Source organism: Streptomyces albus subsp. albus (genome assembly GCF_000719865.1).
In the GTDB taxonomy this organism is placed as follows: Bacteria; Actinomycetota; Actinomycetes; order Streptomycetales; family Streptomycetaceae; genus Streptomyces; species Streptomyces albus_E.
On record NZ_JOID01000041.1, the window covers coordinates 1 to 15,202 of the forward strand.

The following is a 15,202-nucleotide window of genomic DNA, read 5'->3' on the forward strand; positions in this document are numbered from 1 at the left end:
CGGCACCCCACTCGGCACCACCCGCATCTCCCACCTCGCACGCCTTGCCCTTGTGGCATGACCTGATCAGCCGGTTTGCGTATTCCCCAACGGAGTCGTTCACGCCCGGGGTTCCTCGCAAGAACCGGCTGAACTTCCTGTGTCCATGGGGCTGTTGAGGAGGAACGGATGACTGTGCACATACGCCCGGCGCGGCGCGGCGCGACCGCCCGGAGATGGACGACGGGGGTGTCCCTGGCCGCGCTCCTGCTGATCCCGGGCTCCGCCGCGTCCGCGACACCGGGGACGGGGGTGAGCGGCACGGTCCTCACCGAGGGCCGCTCCGGTACGACCGTCAAGGCCGTGAACCGCGGCCCGACGGACGTCACCGTCCGGGAGATCACCATCGAGCCCGGCGGAACCACCGGCTGGCACCACCACACGGGCCCACTGATCGCCGTCCTGAAGTCGGGCACCCTCACACGCACCCTGGCCGACTGCTCCGTGGAGGTCTCGCGGGCCGGGGACTCCTTCGTGGAGCCGCCCGGCCGCCACCGCCCGCACACCGGCCGCAACCTGGGTACCGAGCCCGTCGTACTGTACGTGACCTATGTGCTCCCGGCCGGTGATCCGCTCGCGGTGGACGCCCCGGATCCCGGCTGCGGGGCCTGACCGGGGCGGAGCGCGGCCCCGCCCCGGAGCCCAGGACCCGTCAGGGGCGGGGGCCGATCAGCTTCTCCCCGTCGCGCACCTCGATCGCCATCGCCGGGCACGAGTCGGCCAGGTCCAGGACCTCCTCGTCGGGCTCGACGTCCGCCCGCACCGGGCGGGACCGGTCGGCCTCCATGGTGAAGAGATCGGGCGCGCTGCCCGCGCAGACGGCGGAGCCCATGCACCGCTCCCGGTCCACTTCGATGTGCCAGGTCATGCTCACCAACCGATCGGCAGGGTGCGCGGTCCGCGCACGATCATCCGTGTCTTCCACTCGATGTCCCCGGCGATGTGGAGTCCGGGGAACCGGAGGATCAACGCCCGCAGGGCCTCCTGGAGTTCCAGCCGGGCGAGCGGGGCGCCGAGGCAGTGGTGGGCGCCGTGGCCGAAACCGATGTGCTGGTTGGCCGGCCGCCCGAAGTCGAGCCGGCCGGGGTCGCCGAAGCGCAGGGCGTCGCGGTTGGCCGCCCCCACGGCGACGAGCACCGGCTCGCCCGCCCGCACCAGGGTGCCGCCGACCTCGATGTCCTCCGTGGCGTACCGGGCGAAGGCGGCCCCGGCCCCCAGCGGGACGAAGCGCATCAGCTCCTCGACGGCGGCCGGGATCAGCTCCGGTTCCTCGCGCAGCCGCTTCAGGTGCCCGGGGTGGTCGAGGAGGGTGAGGACGAAGTTGGGGATCTGGGTGGCGGTCGTCTCGTGGCCCGCGATGAGGATGCCGACGCACAGATCGACGAGTTCCCGTTCCGTGAGCCGGTCGTGGTCGTCGTCGCGGGCGGTGATGAGCGCGCTCATCAGGTCGTCCCGCGGTTCCTCGCGGTGCCCGGCGATCAGGCCGGCCATGTAGGCGCGCAGTTCCTCGCGCTTGGCGAGAAACTCCTCCATCGTCAGGGAGCTGGTGGACAGCGCCGCGTCGCTCCACTCGCGGAACCGCGGGCGGTCCTCCTCGGGCACGCCGAGGAGGCGGCAGATGACGGCGACGGGGATCGGCAGGGCGTACTCCTCGACGAGATCGGCCGGCGGACCGGTCTCCTCCATGGCGTCGAGCAGTCCGCCGGCCAGGGCCCGGACGTCCGGCCGCAGCCGTTCCACCCGGTGGGTGGTGAACGCCTTGGCCACCAGGGTGCGCAGCCGGGTGTGGTCGGGCGGGTCCATGGCGAGGATGCCCTCGGCCGTGGACGCCGGGGACTGCCGGGGCTCGTCGCGGCGGGCGGCCTCGGCCCGGCTGAACCGGCGGTCGCCCAGGACCAGCCGGGCGTCGGCGTAGCGGGTGGCGAGCCAGGCGGGCTCGCCGTACGGCAGCTGTACGCGGATCAGGCCGGGGGTGTCGCGGACGCGGTCGTAGGCGTCCGCGAGGCCGAGCCCGGCCGCTTCGTTGAAGGGATAGCTGATCGGTCCGGTGTCGGTCGTGGTCACCTTCGGTCCCCTTTCCGGCTCCGGCGTGGGGCGGTTGCCCGCGCCCGTAGGACCGTAGGAACGCGGCCGTTCCGGCGTCAACAGACCCTTTTCGGCCGCCCGGCGCCCCCGGTGGGCACGGCTCCCGGGCGGGACGCCCGCCTGCAGGCCGGAGCCCGGCGGGACGACGGGACACGGGGACGTCCTGGGGTGGCCCGTGCCGCTGCCCGGTCCGCCCGTGCGGGCCGGGCCGGCGCTCCGGGGACTTCCCTGCTCAACTCCCGGCGCGCCGCGCTTCGTTCATCCGGCGAGCGGACCGTCCAGGACAGCGAGGAGCGGGCCCGCGGCGAGCCCGAGGAGCACGGAGAGGCCGGCAGCCGCCCCGGCGACCGCCGCGGCCGGGGCGGTCCGCTCGCCGGGAGAGAAGGCGCCGGCCCCGTCGTCCGGCCCGTCCGCCCCGCCCGGCTCTCCCGCTCCGGCGCCGGAGGGCGGCGCGAAGGCGAACACGGGGGCGATCCAGCGCAGGTAGTAGAAGAGCGAGGCGAGGGTGTTGACGGCGGCCAGGACCATCAGCCAGCCGAGGCCGCCGTCCAGCGCCGCGCCGAAGACCTCCAGCTTGCCCAGGAAGACGGCCGTGGGCGGGGTCCCCAGCAGGCCCAGCAGGCACACCGTCAGGGAGACGGCGAGCACGGGCCGGTGCCGGGCCAGGCCGTGGTAGCCGTCGATCGTGCGGATCGCGGGGAGGGCGCAGACGACAGCGAAGGCGCCGAGGTTCGTCAGCGCGTAGGCGGCCAGGTAGAAGAGCAGCGCCGGCTGGGCGAGGGAGCCGGGTCCCGCCACGGCGACGGGCATCAGCAGATAGCCGACCTGGCTGATCGACGAGTAGGCGAGCAGGCGCCGCACGTCCCGCTGGAAGAACGCGGCCAGATTGCCGAGGGTCATCGAGGCGGCGGACAGCACGGCCACCAGTTCGGGCCAGCCGGCGGACGTCCCGGAGAACGGCACGGCCGCCAGCCGGTACAGCGCCGCCACTGCGCCGATCTTGGGGACGGTGGTGAGGAAGGCGCCGACCGGCGCCGTGCTGCCCTGCACCGCGTCCGGCAGCCAGTAGTGGCCGGGGACCGCCGCGGCCTTGAACGCCATACCGGCCAGCAGCAGGACCGTCCCGGCGGCCGTCAGGCCCGCCGGGGCGTCCGGCAGCTCCGTCCGCAGCAGGGGGTAGGCGGAGCCGCGCCCGGCCGCGTACAGCAGGGTGATGCCGGCCAGCATCAGCAGCCCGAGCAGCGCGCCGACCACGTAGTACTTCAGGGCGGCCTCGGTGCCGGGCCCGTCCTTGCGGAAGCCCGCCAGGACGTAGGAGGGGACGCTCGCCAGCAGATAGGCGGCGGCGAGCAGCAGCAGGTCCTGCGCTCCGGCGAGCATCAGGGCGCCCAGCGCGGCGAGTTGCAGCAGGACGAAGAACTCCGACTGCCGGGGGTGCCCGTGCAGGGGGCCGAGTCCCAGCAGGGAGACCAGCAGCGTGGAGCCGAGGATCACGATCCGGGCGGTGCCCGTGACGGGGTCGGCGGCGAAGGAGCCGCTGAAGGCGGTGGCGGGCGGCCCGGTGGCGAGGACGGCTGCCGCCACGGCGCCCGCTCCGCACACCGCGCAGGCCAGCGCGCCCACCAGCCACTGCCGGCGGCGCGGCAGCCACGAGCCCAGCAGCAGTCCGGCGACGGCCCCGGCCGCGAGCAGCGCCTCGGGGACGAGTTCGACGAGGCTCCGTTCCATCGGGGTCATCGGGCGAGCAGCTCCATGACGCCGCGCGAGGCGGGCTCGATGACGTCCAGCACGAAGCGCGGCGCGATGCCGAGGAGGACGCCGAGGCCCAGCAGCGGTACGACGGCGGCGCGTTCGGCCGTCCGGAGGTCGGGGAAGGGCCGCCCGGCGCCGGGCGCGTCGGGCAGCCGGAGCGGCCCGAGGAGCATCCCCTGCAGGGCGCGGAGGAAGAGGCCGGCGGTGAGGAGGATGCCGAGCACGGCGAGGGAGGTCTCCACCGGCCGGGTGCCGAGGCTGCCGGTGAAGATCTGGAACTCGGCGATGAAACCGGAGAACCCCGGCAGCCCGAGGGAGGCGAAGGCGGCCACCCCGGTCAGCGCGGCGAAGACGGGGGCGCGGCCGGCGAGCCCCGAGTAGGCCGCCATCTCGTAGGTGCGGCAGCGGTCGTACAGCACTCCGGCGAGGAGGAACAGCGCGCCGGTCAGCAGTCCGTGGCTGACCATCTGGAAGACGGCGCCGGTGACGGCGAGCCGGCGGGCCTCCTCCGCCCCGGCGCCCGTGGCGGCCGCCGCGCCGAACGCCAGGACGATGTAGCCCATGTGGTTCACGGAGGTGTAGGCGATCATCCGCTTGAAGTCGGTCTGGGCGAGCGCGACCAGCGCCCCGTACAGCACCGACACCAGGCCCACGACGACGAACACCTGGGTGTACTCGCGCCAGGCACCGGGGAGGACGGGCAGGGCGATGCGCAGGAAGCCGTAGGTGCCCATCTTCAGCAGGACCCCGGCCAGGATCGCCGAGCCCACGGCGGGGGCCTCGGTGTGGGCGGGCGGGAGCCAGGTGTGGAAGGGCACTGTGGGCGTCTTGACGGCCAGTCCGGTGCCGATGGCGAGCAGCACCAGGCCGCCGTACGCGGCCCGGCCGGCGAGCGGGTTCTCCCGGGTCAGTTCGGTGATGTCGAAGGTGTGCGGGTCGGCGGCCAGGTAGAGGCCGATGAAGCCGAGGAGGAGGGCCAGGGAGCCGAGGAAGGTGTAGAGGAAGAAGGTGAGGGCGGCCCGTGCGGCGTCCCGGTGGCCCCAGCCCGCGATGACGAAGTACATCGCGACGATGGACAGGTCGAAGAAGAGGAAGAACAGGATCAGGTCCAGCGCGGCGAACAGCCCGAGGCAGGTGGTCTGCAGGAAGAGGAAGAGGGCGGCGAACTCCCGCACCCGGCGGGTGCCGCGCCGCGCCCAGGTGTAGCCGGCGCAGGCGAGGAACAGCACGCAGGTGAGGGCCATCAGCGGCAGGGACAGCCCGTCGACGCCGACGTGGTAGCTCACCCCCGCGTCCGGGATCCAGCGCACCCGCTGCTCGTACTGGATGCCGCCGCCCGGCCGGTACCCCGCCCAGATCGCGGCGGTGAGGGCGAGTTCCGCCGCCGCGGTCGCCAGCCAGCCGCCGAGGAACACGGCGCGCGGCGCGCGGCGGGGCAGGCAGAGCAGGACTGCCGCGGCCGCGGTGGGCAGCAGGACGAGGACCGTCAGCACGGCGGGTCACCTCACAGCGACGAGGACGAGGGCGAGGGCGAGGACGGCGAAGGCCGCGACGGCCTGGGCGAGGTACTGGTGGAGCCGGCCGGTCTGCGGCCGGCGGGCCAGCCGCCCCAGGGCCCGGGCCCCGGACGTGACGCCCCGCACGAGGCCGTCGAACAACCACTCCTCGCCCGCACCGGCGCCCCCGGCCGGCCGCCGGGTGGCGCGGGCGAGCCGCAGGGTTCCGCGGGCGGCCGCGGCGGTGGCCCGGTCCGGGCCCCGGGCGTCGAGGGCGGCCGCGGCTCCGGCGGCACGCAGGGCTCCGGGCCCGGCGGCGCGGACGGCCCGGCCGAGGACGCGGTCGTCGAAGGCGGCCAGCGCCCCGGCCAGCCGCAGGACCGGGCGGACGAGGAGCAGCCGGGCCAGGGCCTCCAGCCGCAGCCAGTCGCCCCACCAGGCGGTGACGGCGGGCGGCAGCGGCAGCGGACGGGCCGCCCGCCGCCACACGGCGGCCGAGGCGGCGAGGGCGAGAGCGGCGGACAGCGCCATCTCCCAGCCGTGCGGGACCGGTTCGCCCCCGGCCCCGAGGAGCCGCCCGAACGCCGGCCGGGCCGGTTCGAAGGCGAGAACGGCGAGTGCGGCACAGGCGAGCGCCAGCCCGGCCAGGGACCAGGACGCCGGGGCGGGCAGCGCCCGGCCGCCGGCACGGGCCGCGCCGCCGGCGGGGACCGCATCGCTGTCACCGCCCTCCCCCGCGGCGCCGCGTGCCGGCCGCCAGACGTACCACAGGGCCTTGGCGCTGTAGACGGCGGCGACGACGGCGGCCGCGAGCCCCGTCGCGTACAGCGCCGCCCCGTGCTCCAGGGCCGAGGCCAGCAGCAGGTCCTTGGCCCCCCAGAGCACCAGCGGGGGCCAGCCCGCCAGGGTCAGCGCGGCGACGGTGAAGGCGGCTCCGGCCACGCGGTGGTGGCGGGCGGCGCCGCGCAGTCCGGGCAGCGCCTTGGTGCCCAGCAGCGTCAGCCAGGCCCCCGCCACCAGGAAGGCCAGGCTCTTGGCCGCGGCGTGGCCGAGGAACTGGAGCGTTCCGCCGGTGACGCCTCCGCTGCCGGCCGCGAGCACCATGAACCCGGCCTGGGCGCAGGTGGAGGCGGCCAGCAGTTGCTTGAGGTCGGTCTGGGCCACCGCGACCAGGCCCAGCAGCACGGCGGTCACGGCACCGGTCCTGGCCACCGCCGGCCCGCCCCAGCCGGAGGCGGTCAGCAGCGGTTCGGTCCGCAGGAGCAGATAGGCCCCGGCGGCGGCCATGGTCGCCGAGTGCAGCAGCGCGGAGACCGGGGCCGGGCCCTCCATGGCCCGCGAGAGCCAGAAGCTGAAGGGCAGTTGGGCCGATTTGCCGAAGGCCGCCACGATGAGGCCCGCGGTGACGACGGACAGCCAGGGGTCGGCGGTGCCGGGCAGTTCGTCCAGGTCGAGCCCTCCGGCCGCGCCCCCGGCGAGCGCGGCGCCCGCGGCGATGTAGAGGCCGAGGTCGGCGGCGCGGGTGGTGAGGAACGCGGTACCGGCGGCCCGCACCCGCGCCGGCTCCCGCCACCAATAGCCGATGAGGGCCCAGGAGGTGGCGCCCATCAGCTCCCAGGCCATGAGCAGCACGGGCAGGGTGTCCGCCGTGACGGTGGTGAGCATGGCGCCGGAGAAGAGCAGCATCAGCCCGGAGAAGCGGGCCCGCGCCGCGCCGGGCCCGTTGCCCCGGCTGCTGAAGACGAGGACGGCCAGGGTGACGGTGGCCGTGGCCACGGCCACCGGGCCGGACGGTCCGTCCACCGCCAGCCGTACGGGGAGCCCGTCCAGCAGCGGCGCCGCGGCCTCCGGCCGGATGACGGCGGCGGCACCGGCCAGGCCCAGGGTGGCGGCGGACGCGGCGACCGCCGTTCCGGGCGCCACCCGGTCGGCCCGGCGGCCCAGGACGGCCAGGGCCGTGCCGGAGCCCAGCGGCAGGGCGATGAGGGCCCACAGCAGCGGGCTCACTCCTTCAGCTCCGCGGCCATGTCGGTCATGTCGATCTCCCGGGCCCGGAAGAGGGCGGTGACCACCGCGAACCCGACGGCCATCTCCACGGCCATCACGGTGACGGCCAGCACGATGAGCACCTGACCGTCGGCGTTCGCCGGCGCGATGTGGTGCCAGACGGCCGCGGCGGCCACGATCAGCCCGCCCAGCATGAGTTCGAGGCCCATCATCAGCATCACGACGGACTGCTGGGTGAGCGCGCCGAACAAGCCGGTGCTGAACAGCGCGGCGGCGAGCAGCAGCAGTGTCTCCAGGGTCATCGCCTGCCGCCTCCCGGCAAAGGGTCGTCGGGCCGGCGGGCCGTCAGGTCGTCCCCGAAGCGGTCGTAGCGGCCGCGGCGGGTGGCCAGGACCACGGTGCCGACGATGGTGGCGAACAGGGCCATGCCCAAGGTCATCATGGTGAGCATGTGCGGCCCCATCAGCGACATGCCCAGGTCGTGGGTGGGGTCGGCGGGCGGCCGGCCGCGGCGGGCCGGCCAGGGGGCGAGCAGGATGCCCGCGGCCAGCGCGGCGAAGAGCGTTCCGCAGAGGACGGCCGCGCCCTTGGTGTTGTGCAGCATCGACATGGGCATCAGCCCGGCCGGATTCATCATGTACATCACCATGAAGACGGCCATGAGGGCCATCTCGATGATCATCATCAGCAGGATGACGACGCCCAGGTAGTCCAGCCCGAGGAGCATCACCACGCCGCCGGCGCTCAGCAGCGAGGTGAGCAGGGCGTAGGTGGCCCGGGCCATGGAGTCGAAGCGGAACACCATGACCCCGGCGGCGGCCGCGAGTACGGCCAGCGCCCAGAACAGCGCGTGATCGAGCATCGGCGGATTCCGCTCCTTTCATCGGTTGAGGACGACGACGGCGACGGCCAGCGCCTGAAGCAGGGTCAGCGGCACCAGCACCGTCCACGCGAACTCGGTGTACCGCTCCATCCGGACGGCGGGCAGGGCGCGCCGGGCCGCGAGCAGGACGGCCAGCACGGCCGCCGTCTTCAGCAGCGTCCAGAGCCAGCCGGGCAGCAGCGGGCCGTGCCCGCCGCCGAGGAACAGCGGCACGGCGAACCCGGCCGTCACCACGAGCAGCGTCCACCGCCCGCCGAGGACGACCAGCCGTGCGGGACCGCCGAGTTCGGCCGCCGCGCCGCCCGCCGCGTCGCGGCCCAGCGGATGGCCGAACGGCCCCCAGAACGCCATGGCGACGGCGCTCAGCAGATAGACGGCGAAGGCGGCCGGCATCCAGAGCGCGAACCACAGGTCCTCCTGCCGCGCCACCACCTCCCCGACCCGCAGGGACTCCGCGCCGAGCGCCGCCGTCGTGATCGCCAGCATGTGCGGCAGTTCGTAGGCCAGCCCCTGGGCGAGGAAGCGGTAGCCGCCGATCAGGGACAGCGCCGAGTTCGGCGCCCAGCCCGTGAGCCATACGGCGGCCCAGGCGAGCACTTCCATGGCGTTGAACCAGACGATGCCGACGGCGGGATCGGTGACGGACCGGAACCCCAGGGGCAGCACCGCGCCCGCCAGGACGGCGGCGGTGGGAACCAGCGCCACCCCGGCCCGGCGGAGCGCGCCGTCCGCGGCGGTGGTGGTCCGCGGCTGCTGCACCAGGAGCCGCAGCGCCTCCCGCAGCGGGGCGGCCGCCCGGGCCGCCAGTTCACCGGCGGAACCGGCCGGCCCCCGCTCCGCCGCGGCGGACACCACCGCTCCGCACCCGGCCGTGACGGCGGCCAGGGCGAGCAGTGCGAACGGCAGCGCGATCACCGTCCAGAGCGGCGCGGCCTCAGACATCGGCGGCCTCCGGGCGGGAGACGGACGTGAGCTCCTCGACGTCCGGGTCGAGACTGGCGACGACGATCCGCGCGCCGGCGAACTCGGCTCCGTTCAGCAGACCCGGGAGGACGTCCAGCAGCCCCTGGGACGGGGGCGCGGCACCGTCCAGGGTGCCGCGCGGGCCCGTCCGGTCGTCCCGCGCCAGGGGCCGCTCGTCGCCGAACTCCCAGGCGGCGCGGTCGAGTTCGTCCAGCCACACCAGCAGGCGGTCGTAGGCGTCCCCGTCTGCGGTGCGCGCCGGCCCGGAGGCGCCGGCGGCCCGGGCCTCCGCGGCGGGCAGCGGGCCGAGCCCGGCGGTCAGCAGCCGCAGCGCTCGCGACCGCGCCACCCGGCGGGCCAGCGAGACGACGTCCTCGCGCAGCCGGTCCCCGGGTTCCGCCGACAGGGCGCCGTCCCGCAGCCGGCGGGCGCGGGCGGCCGGGTCGTCCCAGCCCGCGACGGCGAGGAAGCGGCCCAGGCTGTCCAGATGGGCGGCGCAGCGCCGGCGGGCGGCCTCGGACCGGGGAACGGTCTCCCCCCGGGCGGCACGCAGCCACGGCTCGTCCCAGAACGGGTCCTTCCGGCGCCGTACGGGCAGGGTCTCCGTCACGGCCCGCTGGACGACATCGCCCTGCAGGACCAGACGCAGGATCAGCCCGGCCGGCCAGTCCGGCAGCGCGGGTCCGAGGGGCAGGTGCAGGCGGTCCAGCGTGAGGCCGTCCCGGTCCTCCGCCCGTTCGGCCATCGGAAGGCCCCCGGGTTCGGACATCTCGTGCGTCTCGTGCGAGGAGTGGCCGCCGTGGCCGTCACCGTGACCGCTGCTGCCGTCACCGTGACCGCTCTCCTGCTCGCCGCCCTCACCGGCGGGATCGCTGTGGCCGCCCGGGTCCCCGCCGCAGTCGTCGTGGCCGCCGGCTCCCCCGCCGCCACGACCAGCCCGGTCCTCCCGGCCCTCGCCGTCATCGTGGTGACCGCCCGCCCCGTCATCCGACCGTTCCCCGGGGCCGCCACCGGGCCGCCCGTTCCGCCCCTCGGTGGATTCACCGCCGGGCGGGGGCGCGGCCGGTGCCAGGTCGTGCCGGGTTCCCACATCCTCGCGCAGCAGGCGGTGCCCCGCGTCCAGTGCCCTTGCCGCGTCGCCGGGGTGACGCACCGCCAGCCGGACGGCCGGCTTCGGCATCCCTTCCCAGATCCCGTCGAGCCAGGAGTCCCCGCCGAGCGGATCGCGGTCCCCGGCGACGACGAGCAGATCCGCGGCGGCGGGGGTCTCGCTCCGCGGCCATCCCCGGCGCCGCAGTTCGGCTTCGAGCGCCAGCCGGACGGGGGTGGCTCCCGGCAGGGCGACCAGCATGACCCCCGGGCGGCTCAGCGCGGCACGCCGGAGACGGTTCCTCAGGTCCACCGGAAGGCCCCCTCGCGCCGGGCGTAGACCACGCCCGCGAAGAGAATGCCGAGGAAGAGGAACATCTCGGCCACGGCGCTCGGGCCCTTCTCGGCGACCACCCGGACCCAGGGGTACATGAAGAGCATCTCCATGTCGAAGGCCAGGAAGATCATGGTGACGGGATACCAGCGCACATGGAACCGGGAGAAGGCGTGCTCACCCGGCGGCGGACCGCCGCTGAACGGCCCGGCCTCCAGCGGCTCGCGGTCCGCCGCCAGCCACAGTCCCACGCCCCGGAGCAGCAGCAGCCCTCCGGCCACCACGCCCAGGAGCGGCAGCACCGGCTCCCATCCGTCCATGTCGTCCTCCTCCGCCGCCCGCTGGTACCCGCGAGTGCCATGTCAACACATCGCTTCAAAAGCGGCAATGAGGAGGAATCACCCGTCGCAGGACACAGAAAAGCCCGCACCCTCGGGTGCGGGCTCGTCGGGTCCGGTGGCCGGGAATCCGGCCGGAGGGGAGGCCACCGGGGCCGGCGGGCCGCCACGGCGCACCGGTCCAGCGCCGGACGAGGGGGCGGCGCCGGGCCGCCCCCTCGGCGCTCAGCCGATGCGGACGCCCCACATGAACGGCATGCCGCTGGTGCTCATCGGCTCGTACCGCACGCTGGCGCCCGGCTTGGGAGCGTGGAGGATCTGGCCGTTGCCGGCGTAGAAACCGACGTGGCTGAGGTCGCTGCGCATGATGACGAGGTCGCCGGGCCGCAGCTGGCTCTGCGAGCTGATACGGGTGCCGGCGTTGGCCTGGGCCTGCGAGGTCCGGGGTATCGCGATCCCCGCCTGCTGGAAGGACCAGGACGTGAGCCCGGAGCAGTCGAAGGAGCTGGGGCCGGTGGCGCCCCACACGTACGGCATGCCGACCCGGCTCTTGGCGGCCTCGAAGGCGGACGCGGCGCGGCCGGTGCCGGCGGACTGGCTGCCCAGCTCGGCGCGGGCGCTGGTGCGGTTGGCGCGCTCCTCCTCCGCGGCCATCGCGGCCTTCTCCTCGGCCGTCAGCTTGTTGAGGAGCCGCTGCGCCTTGGCCAGCTTGCCCTGGATCTCCTTCTTCCGGTCCCGCAGCTCCGTGCGGGTCTCCTCCAGGTCACCCAGCTTGTCCGCCGCCTCGGCACGCTGCTGCTGCAGCGTGCGCTGCTTCTCCTGCGCCTTCTTGACGGTGGCGAGCTGCTGGCTGCTGAGCCGGTCCAGCGTGGAGGCCTTCTCCAGATAGCCGTCCGGGTCGCTGGCGAGGAGGAGCTGGACCGAGGGGTCGATGCCGCCGCTGCGGTACTGCGCCGTGGCCATGGAACCCAGGCCGTTGCGCAGCTTGTTGAGCTCGGCCTGGCCGCGGGCCACCGTCTCCTGCAGCGCCTCGACCTCCTTCTGGAGCTTCTCTTCCTTCTCGTTCGCCCCGTTGTACTTCTCGGTCGCCTGCGTGGCCTCTTCGTAGAGCCGGTCGACCTGCGCCTTGACGCCCTTCTTGTTGGGGTCCGGCATCGGGTCGGCCTGTGCCGTGTTCGTGGAGAGGGCGACCGCCGCGGCCGTCACGCCGAGAACGGCCGCGTACGCGCGCTGGTTAGGCTGCTTGGGACGACGGTGGGACGCCACTGAGGGCAGCTCCTTCTTCCTCGGCCGCCTGCCGGGAGGTGGGGCTGCTCCCGGCTCCGCGCGACTCCGCGGATTCGACGGTGCCTTCGCCGCCACCCCCACTGGGCGGCCGACCACGCGAAGGATTCGGCTCCGGATCTTAACCCGCCCGGTTTCACGGCTCAAAGCCCCGGGTATTCCCGCCCGTCGGGCTGTCCGCATTCGCCCGGACACGTCGCCTTTGGCGCCGCCGGCCGGGGCCCGCGGCGCCGGGACGGGCGGTGCCCTCCCGGCGCCGCGGGCCGACGGGCGTCAACCGCCGTCAGCGGCCGAGGAGATCCTTCATCCGGGCGATCTCCTCGCCCTGTGAGGTGACGATGGCCGCGGCCATCTTCCGGGCCGGCGCGTACTCACCCTGCTTCTGCTGGGTGCGGGCCATCGTCACGGCGCCCTCGTGGTGTTCGATCATCAGCTCCAGGAAGGCCGTGTCGAACGCCGTGCCCGAGGCGGCCTCCAGCCGTTCCATCTGCCCGGCGTCCATCATGCCGGACATGCCGTGGCCCGCGTGGGCCCCGTGGTCCATGCCGCCGGGCATCCGCTCCTCGCCCCAGGCCTCGAGCCAGCCGCCGAGGGTCTCGATCTCCGGCGCCTGGGCCTTCTCGATCTGCCGGGCGAGCTCCCCGACCTCGTCCGAGGCGGCGCGCCCGGGCGCCAACTTCGCCATCTCGACGGCCTGTTCGTGGTGCGGGATCATCCCCTGCGCGAAGGCCACGTCGGACGCGTTGTGCTCGCCGGCCGGAGCTTCGCTCGCGGACGAGGGCGCGGGCCGGGCCCGGGTGCCGTCGTCGCGGCTGTCCCCGCTCTCGCCGGCGCAGGCCGCCAGCACCAGCGCTGCTGCTCCGGCGGCGGCCGCGCGGACAGCGCGGCGGAAAAGGGTACGGGTGGATCGCATGGTCACAACTCCTGTGCGTGCGTTCGGGTGAAGGCATGTCCGTCTGAGGCGCCGGCGCGTTCATCGCGCGGCACCTCGGGAGGCATGGCCTAAATCCGCAGGAGCTGGAGCTGGGAGAGCGACGGCGGTCCTCTGCCGCCCTCCGGGGCGGGCGGCGCGGCCCCGGCCGAAGCCGCCGCCGTGGCACCTCCCGTGGCGTACGGGGCCGGGGACGGGGGCGAGGGGGCGGGGCCGGCGCCCACGGAGGCCGCGGCGCAGTCCGTCACGGCATGGGTCTCGTGCCCCTCGCAGGGGTCGTGGCAGTCGCCGTCGGCGGAGACCGGCGGGCCCGCCTGCCGTTCGTGGGAATGCGAGGACGCGGGGGCCGCGAAGGCCGGCGCCGCCGCCGGACCGTGCATGCCGAGAAGGCCGGCGAGCACGGCGAGCACGAGGCACACCCGGATCCGCCCCGGGGGGCGCCGCGAAGGGTGTCGTTCTCGGCTCACGGCGCCATGCTAGCGGGCCCCGGACCCGCCGGTGTGCCGCTTTCCGGCGCCCGCCGCGCGAGGCCGGACGCCCCCGTCGCCGCCGGGTCACCCGGCGGGGCGGAAGAGGCCGCGCCTCACCGGGCGGGGACGTCCGGTGGTGGGGCCGCCCGAGGGGCCGCGGACAGGCGGGCCGCCCCCGGCGGCACGGCGGGGGACGGCCGTGCCGCGGCACCGATGTCCCATCAGGTGTGCGGGGCCGACGCATTGGCGATCGGGCAGCCGGTCGGTCCCCGGGACCGCCGGGGCCGGAGCGGCCCGTCCCGGTCGTGGTGGTGTTGTGAGAGGGGCGCGCCCGTCCGCGGATGCCGCTGGCGGCCCGGCGGTGCCTCCGGCAGGCTCTCCGTGGCCCGGACGGCCCGCGACCCGCGACCCGCCCGGCGCCGCGCACCCGTCCACATATCCGTCACGGCTTTGGGTGGTGCACATGCGATTCAGCTACGCCATGCTCCCCGACTACCCGGTCCAGGAATCCCTGGCCGCCATCCGTCTCGCCGACGAACTAGGCTTCCACGCCTGCTACGCCGCCGACGAGACCTGGCACAAGGACCTGTGGCAGCTCTTCGCCGCGGCGGCCGGCCGGACCCGCCGCATCCGGCTGGGGCCCAGCGTCTCCCCCGTCACCCTGCGCGAACCCAGCCTGATCGCGCAGGCCCTGGCGACCCTGGACGAGCTGTCCGGCGGCCGGGCGGAAGGGGTGCTGTCGAGCGGCAACTTCGGGTTGCTGGCCCAGTACGGCATCGACTGGACCCGGACCCGCCCGTTGTCCCGGGTCAAGGAAGGGCTCCACGTCGTCCGCACCCTGCTGGACGAGGGCGTGATCACCCACCGGGGTGAATTCTTCACGTACGAGGGCCTGTTCACCTTCGCCCGTCCCGTCCAGGAGCATCTGCCGCTCATGCTGGGCGCCATGCGGGGGCCCAAGTCCTTCGAGGCGGCGGGCGAGTTGTCCGACGGCTGCCACCATGCGCTGAGCTACACGCGGGAGGCCTACGACTACGCGGTGCGGCACATCCGCGCCGGCGCCGAACGGGCCGGCCGGGACTGGCGCTCCCTGGACATCGGGGCCTGGGTCGTCTTCGCCACCGGCCCCGACTCGGCCGTGGCCCGGGAGGCGGCCCGCAGCATGGTCGGCATCTACGCCTCCTCGATGCCCGAGGAGCAGCTGCGGCGCAACGGCGTCGACCCCGCCGAGCTGGCGCCCGTCATCGAGGCCATCGCGGGCGGCGACCTGGCCCGGGGCATCGAGCTGACCAGTCCGGAGCTCGCGGAGCGGCTGTCCGTCTCGGGCACGCCCGAGGAGTGCCTGGAGAAGATCCGCCGGGAGATCGCGCCGGCCGGGGTCAACCACCTGATCTGCGCCGTCACCGACCGCAGTCTGGTCCGCGCCTTCACCGGCCGGGACCTGCCCGAGGTGGCGGACGCCGCGGCCCAGCTCCGGCTCATCCACGACCGGATCATGCCGGAGCTGCGCTGAGCCGGGTCCGGCGCCCTT

At 75.0% G+C, this 15,202-nt stretch carries 15 protein-coding genes; 2 read left to right on the plus strand and 13 right to left on the minus strand.

Annotated features, from left to right (window positions below):
* Nucleotides 1-168 precede the first annotated feature (168 nt).
* Nucleotides 169-651 carry a cupin domain-containing protein gene (locus IF83_RS0127580; RefSeq protein ID WP_078843953.1) on the plus strand — a complete coding sequence of 161 codons (483 nt, stop codon included), beginning with the start codon at nucleotides 169-171 and terminating at the stop codon, nucleotides 649-651.
* A 40-nt stretch (nucleotides 652-691) separates the two neighbouring features.
* Here IF83_RS0127580 and IF83_RS0127585 read toward each other — a convergent pair whose 3' ends face one another.
* The 13 genes from IF83_RS0127585 to IF83_RS0127645 all read right to left on the minus strand — a co-directional run bounded on the left by IF83_RS0127585 (nucleotide 692) and on the right by IF83_RS0127645 (nucleotide 13,668).
* Nucleotides 692-907, minus strand: a complete 216-nt coding sequence (locus tag IF83_RS0127585; RefSeq protein WP_030548766.1) for a ferredoxin — start codon at nucleotides 905-907, stop codon at nucleotides 692-694.
* Nucleotides 908-909: 2 nt separating this feature from the next.
* Nucleotides 910-2,103 (minus strand): cytochrome P450, encoded by a 1,194-nt coding sequence (locus IF83_RS0127590; protein ID WP_030548768.1) that lies wholly within the window; start codon nucleotides 2,101-2,103, stop codon nucleotides 910-912.
* A gap of 279 nt (nucleotides 2,104-2,382) precedes the next feature.
* Complete coding sequence (locus tag IF83_RS0127595) at nucleotides 2,383-3,861, minus strand: NADH-quinone oxidoreductase subunit N (RefSeq protein WP_030548769.1); 1,479 nt, start codon at nucleotides 3,859-3,861, stop codon at nucleotides 2,383-2,385.
* Complete coding sequence (locus IF83_RS0127600; protein ID WP_030548771.1) at nucleotides 3,858-5,369, minus strand: complex I subunit 4 family protein; 1,512 nt, start codon at nucleotides 5,367-5,369, stop codon at nucleotides 3,858-3,860. The genes IF83_RS0127595 and IF83_RS0127600 overlap by 4 nt, the downstream gene beginning before the upstream one ends.
* Before the next feature lie 6 nt (nucleotides 5,370-5,375).
* On the minus strand, nucleotides 5,376-7,379 hold the full coding sequence (locus IF83_RS0127605; protein WP_030548772.1) for a proton-conducting transporter transmembrane domain-containing protein: 2,004 nt from the start codon (nucleotides 7,377-7,379) through the stop codon (nucleotides 5,376-5,378).
* Nucleotides 7,376-7,681, minus strand: a complete 306-nt coding sequence (gene nuoK, locus IF83_RS0127610) for an NADH-quinone oxidoreductase subunit NuoK (protein WP_030548774.1) — start codon at nucleotides 7,679-7,681, stop codon at nucleotides 7,376-7,378. The genes IF83_RS0127605 and nuoK overlap by 4 nt, the downstream gene beginning before the upstream one ends.
* Entirely contained in the window at nucleotides 7,678-8,241 is a 564-nt protein-coding gene (locus IF83_RS0127615; protein WP_030548776.1) for an NADH-quinone oxidoreductase subunit J, read from the minus strand. Before IF83_RS0127615 ends, nuoK begins: the two co-directional genes overlap by 4 nt.
* 18 nt (nucleotides 8,242-8,259) lie before the next feature.
* A complete protein-coding gene (locus IF83_RS0127620) occupies nucleotides 8,260-9,204 on the minus strand; it encodes an NADH-quinone oxidoreductase subunit H (RefSeq protein ID WP_030548777.1) in 945 nt (314 codons plus the stop codon).
* Nucleotides 9,197-10,627 carry a hypothetical protein gene (locus tag IF83_RS0127625; RefSeq protein WP_030548779.1) on the minus strand — a complete coding sequence of 477 codons (1,431 nt, stop codon included), beginning with the start codon at nucleotides 10,625-10,627 and terminating at the stop codon, nucleotides 9,197-9,199. Before IF83_RS0127625 ends, IF83_RS0127620 begins: the two co-directional genes overlap by 8 nt.
* Nucleotides 10,618-10,968, minus strand: coding sequence for an NADH-quinone oxidoreductase subunit A (locus IF83_RS0127630; protein WP_030548781.1), 351 nt, complete (start codon nucleotides 10,966-10,968; stop codon nucleotides 10,618-10,620). The genes IF83_RS0127625 and IF83_RS0127630 overlap by 10 nt, the downstream gene beginning before the upstream one ends.
* Before the next feature lie 243 nt (nucleotides 10,969-11,211).
* Nucleotides 11,212-12,252 carry a C40 family peptidase gene (locus IF83_RS0127635; RefSeq protein WP_030548783.1) on the minus strand — a complete coding sequence of 347 codons (1,041 nt, stop codon included), beginning with the start codon at nucleotides 12,250-12,252 and terminating at the stop codon, nucleotides 11,212-11,214.
* A 301-nt stretch (nucleotides 12,253-12,553) separates the two neighbouring features.
* Nucleotides 12,554-13,183: a DUF305 domain-containing protein gene (locus IF83_RS0127640; RefSeq protein ID WP_030548785.1), complete on the minus strand. Its 630-nt coding sequence runs from the start codon at nucleotides 13,181-13,183 to the stop codon at nucleotides 12,554-12,556.
* Nucleotides 13,184-13,272: 89 nt separating this feature from the next.
* Nucleotides 13,273-13,668 carry a DUF6153 family protein gene (locus tag IF83_RS0127645; protein WP_030548787.1) on the minus strand — a complete coding sequence of 132 codons (396 nt, stop codon included), beginning with the start codon at nucleotides 13,666-13,668 and terminating at the stop codon, nucleotides 13,273-13,275.
* A gap of 466 nt (nucleotides 13,669-14,134) precedes the next feature.
* On the opposite strand from IF83_RS0127645, the gene IF83_RS0127650 reads away from it, so the two are divergent.
* Entirely contained in the window at nucleotides 14,135-15,184 is a 1,050-nt protein-coding gene (locus tag IF83_RS0127650) for an LLM class flavin-dependent oxidoreductase (protein ID WP_030548789.1), read from the plus strand.
* Nucleotides 15,185-15,202: the final 18 nt, after the last annotated feature.

Bases quoted from the DNA above. Each gene is read 5' to 3' on its own strand.
- IF83_RS0127595 (WP_030548769.1), bottom strand. From the start codon at position 3,861: ATGACCCCGATGGAACGGAGCCTCGTCGAACTCGTCCCCGAGGCGCTG.
- IF83_RS0127650 (WP_030548789.1), top strand. From the start codon at position 14,135: ATGCGATTCAGCTACGCCATGCTCCCCGACTACCCGGTCCAGGAATCC.
- IF83_RS0127615 (WP_030548776.1), bottom strand. From the start codon at position 8,241: ATGCTCGATCACGCGCTGTTCTGGGCGCTGGCCGTACTCGCGGCCGCC.
- IF83_RS0127620 (WP_030548777.1), bottom strand. From the start codon at position 9,204: ATGTCTGAGGCCGCGCCGCTCTGGACGGTGATCGCGCTGCCGTTCGCA.
- IF83_RS0127640 (WP_030548785.1), bottom strand. From the start codon at position 13,183: ATGCGATCCACCCGTACCCTTTTCCGCCGCGCTGTCCGCGCGGCCGCC.
- IF83_RS0127630 (WP_030548781.1), bottom strand. From the start codon at position 10,968: ATGGACGGATGGGAGCCGGTGCTGCCGCTCCTGGGCGTGGTGGCCGGA.
- IF83_RS0127580 (WP_078843953.1), top strand. From the start codon at position 169: ATGACTGTGCACATACGCCCGGCGCGGCGCGGCGCGACCGCCCGGAGA.
- IF83_RS0127585 (WP_030548766.1), bottom strand. From the start codon at position 907: ATGACCTGGCACATCGAAGTGGACCGGGAGCGGTGCATGGGCTCCGCC.
- nuoK (WP_030548774.1), bottom strand. From the start codon at position 7,681: ATGACCCTGGAGACACTGCTGCTGCTCGCCGCCGCGCTGTTCAGCACC.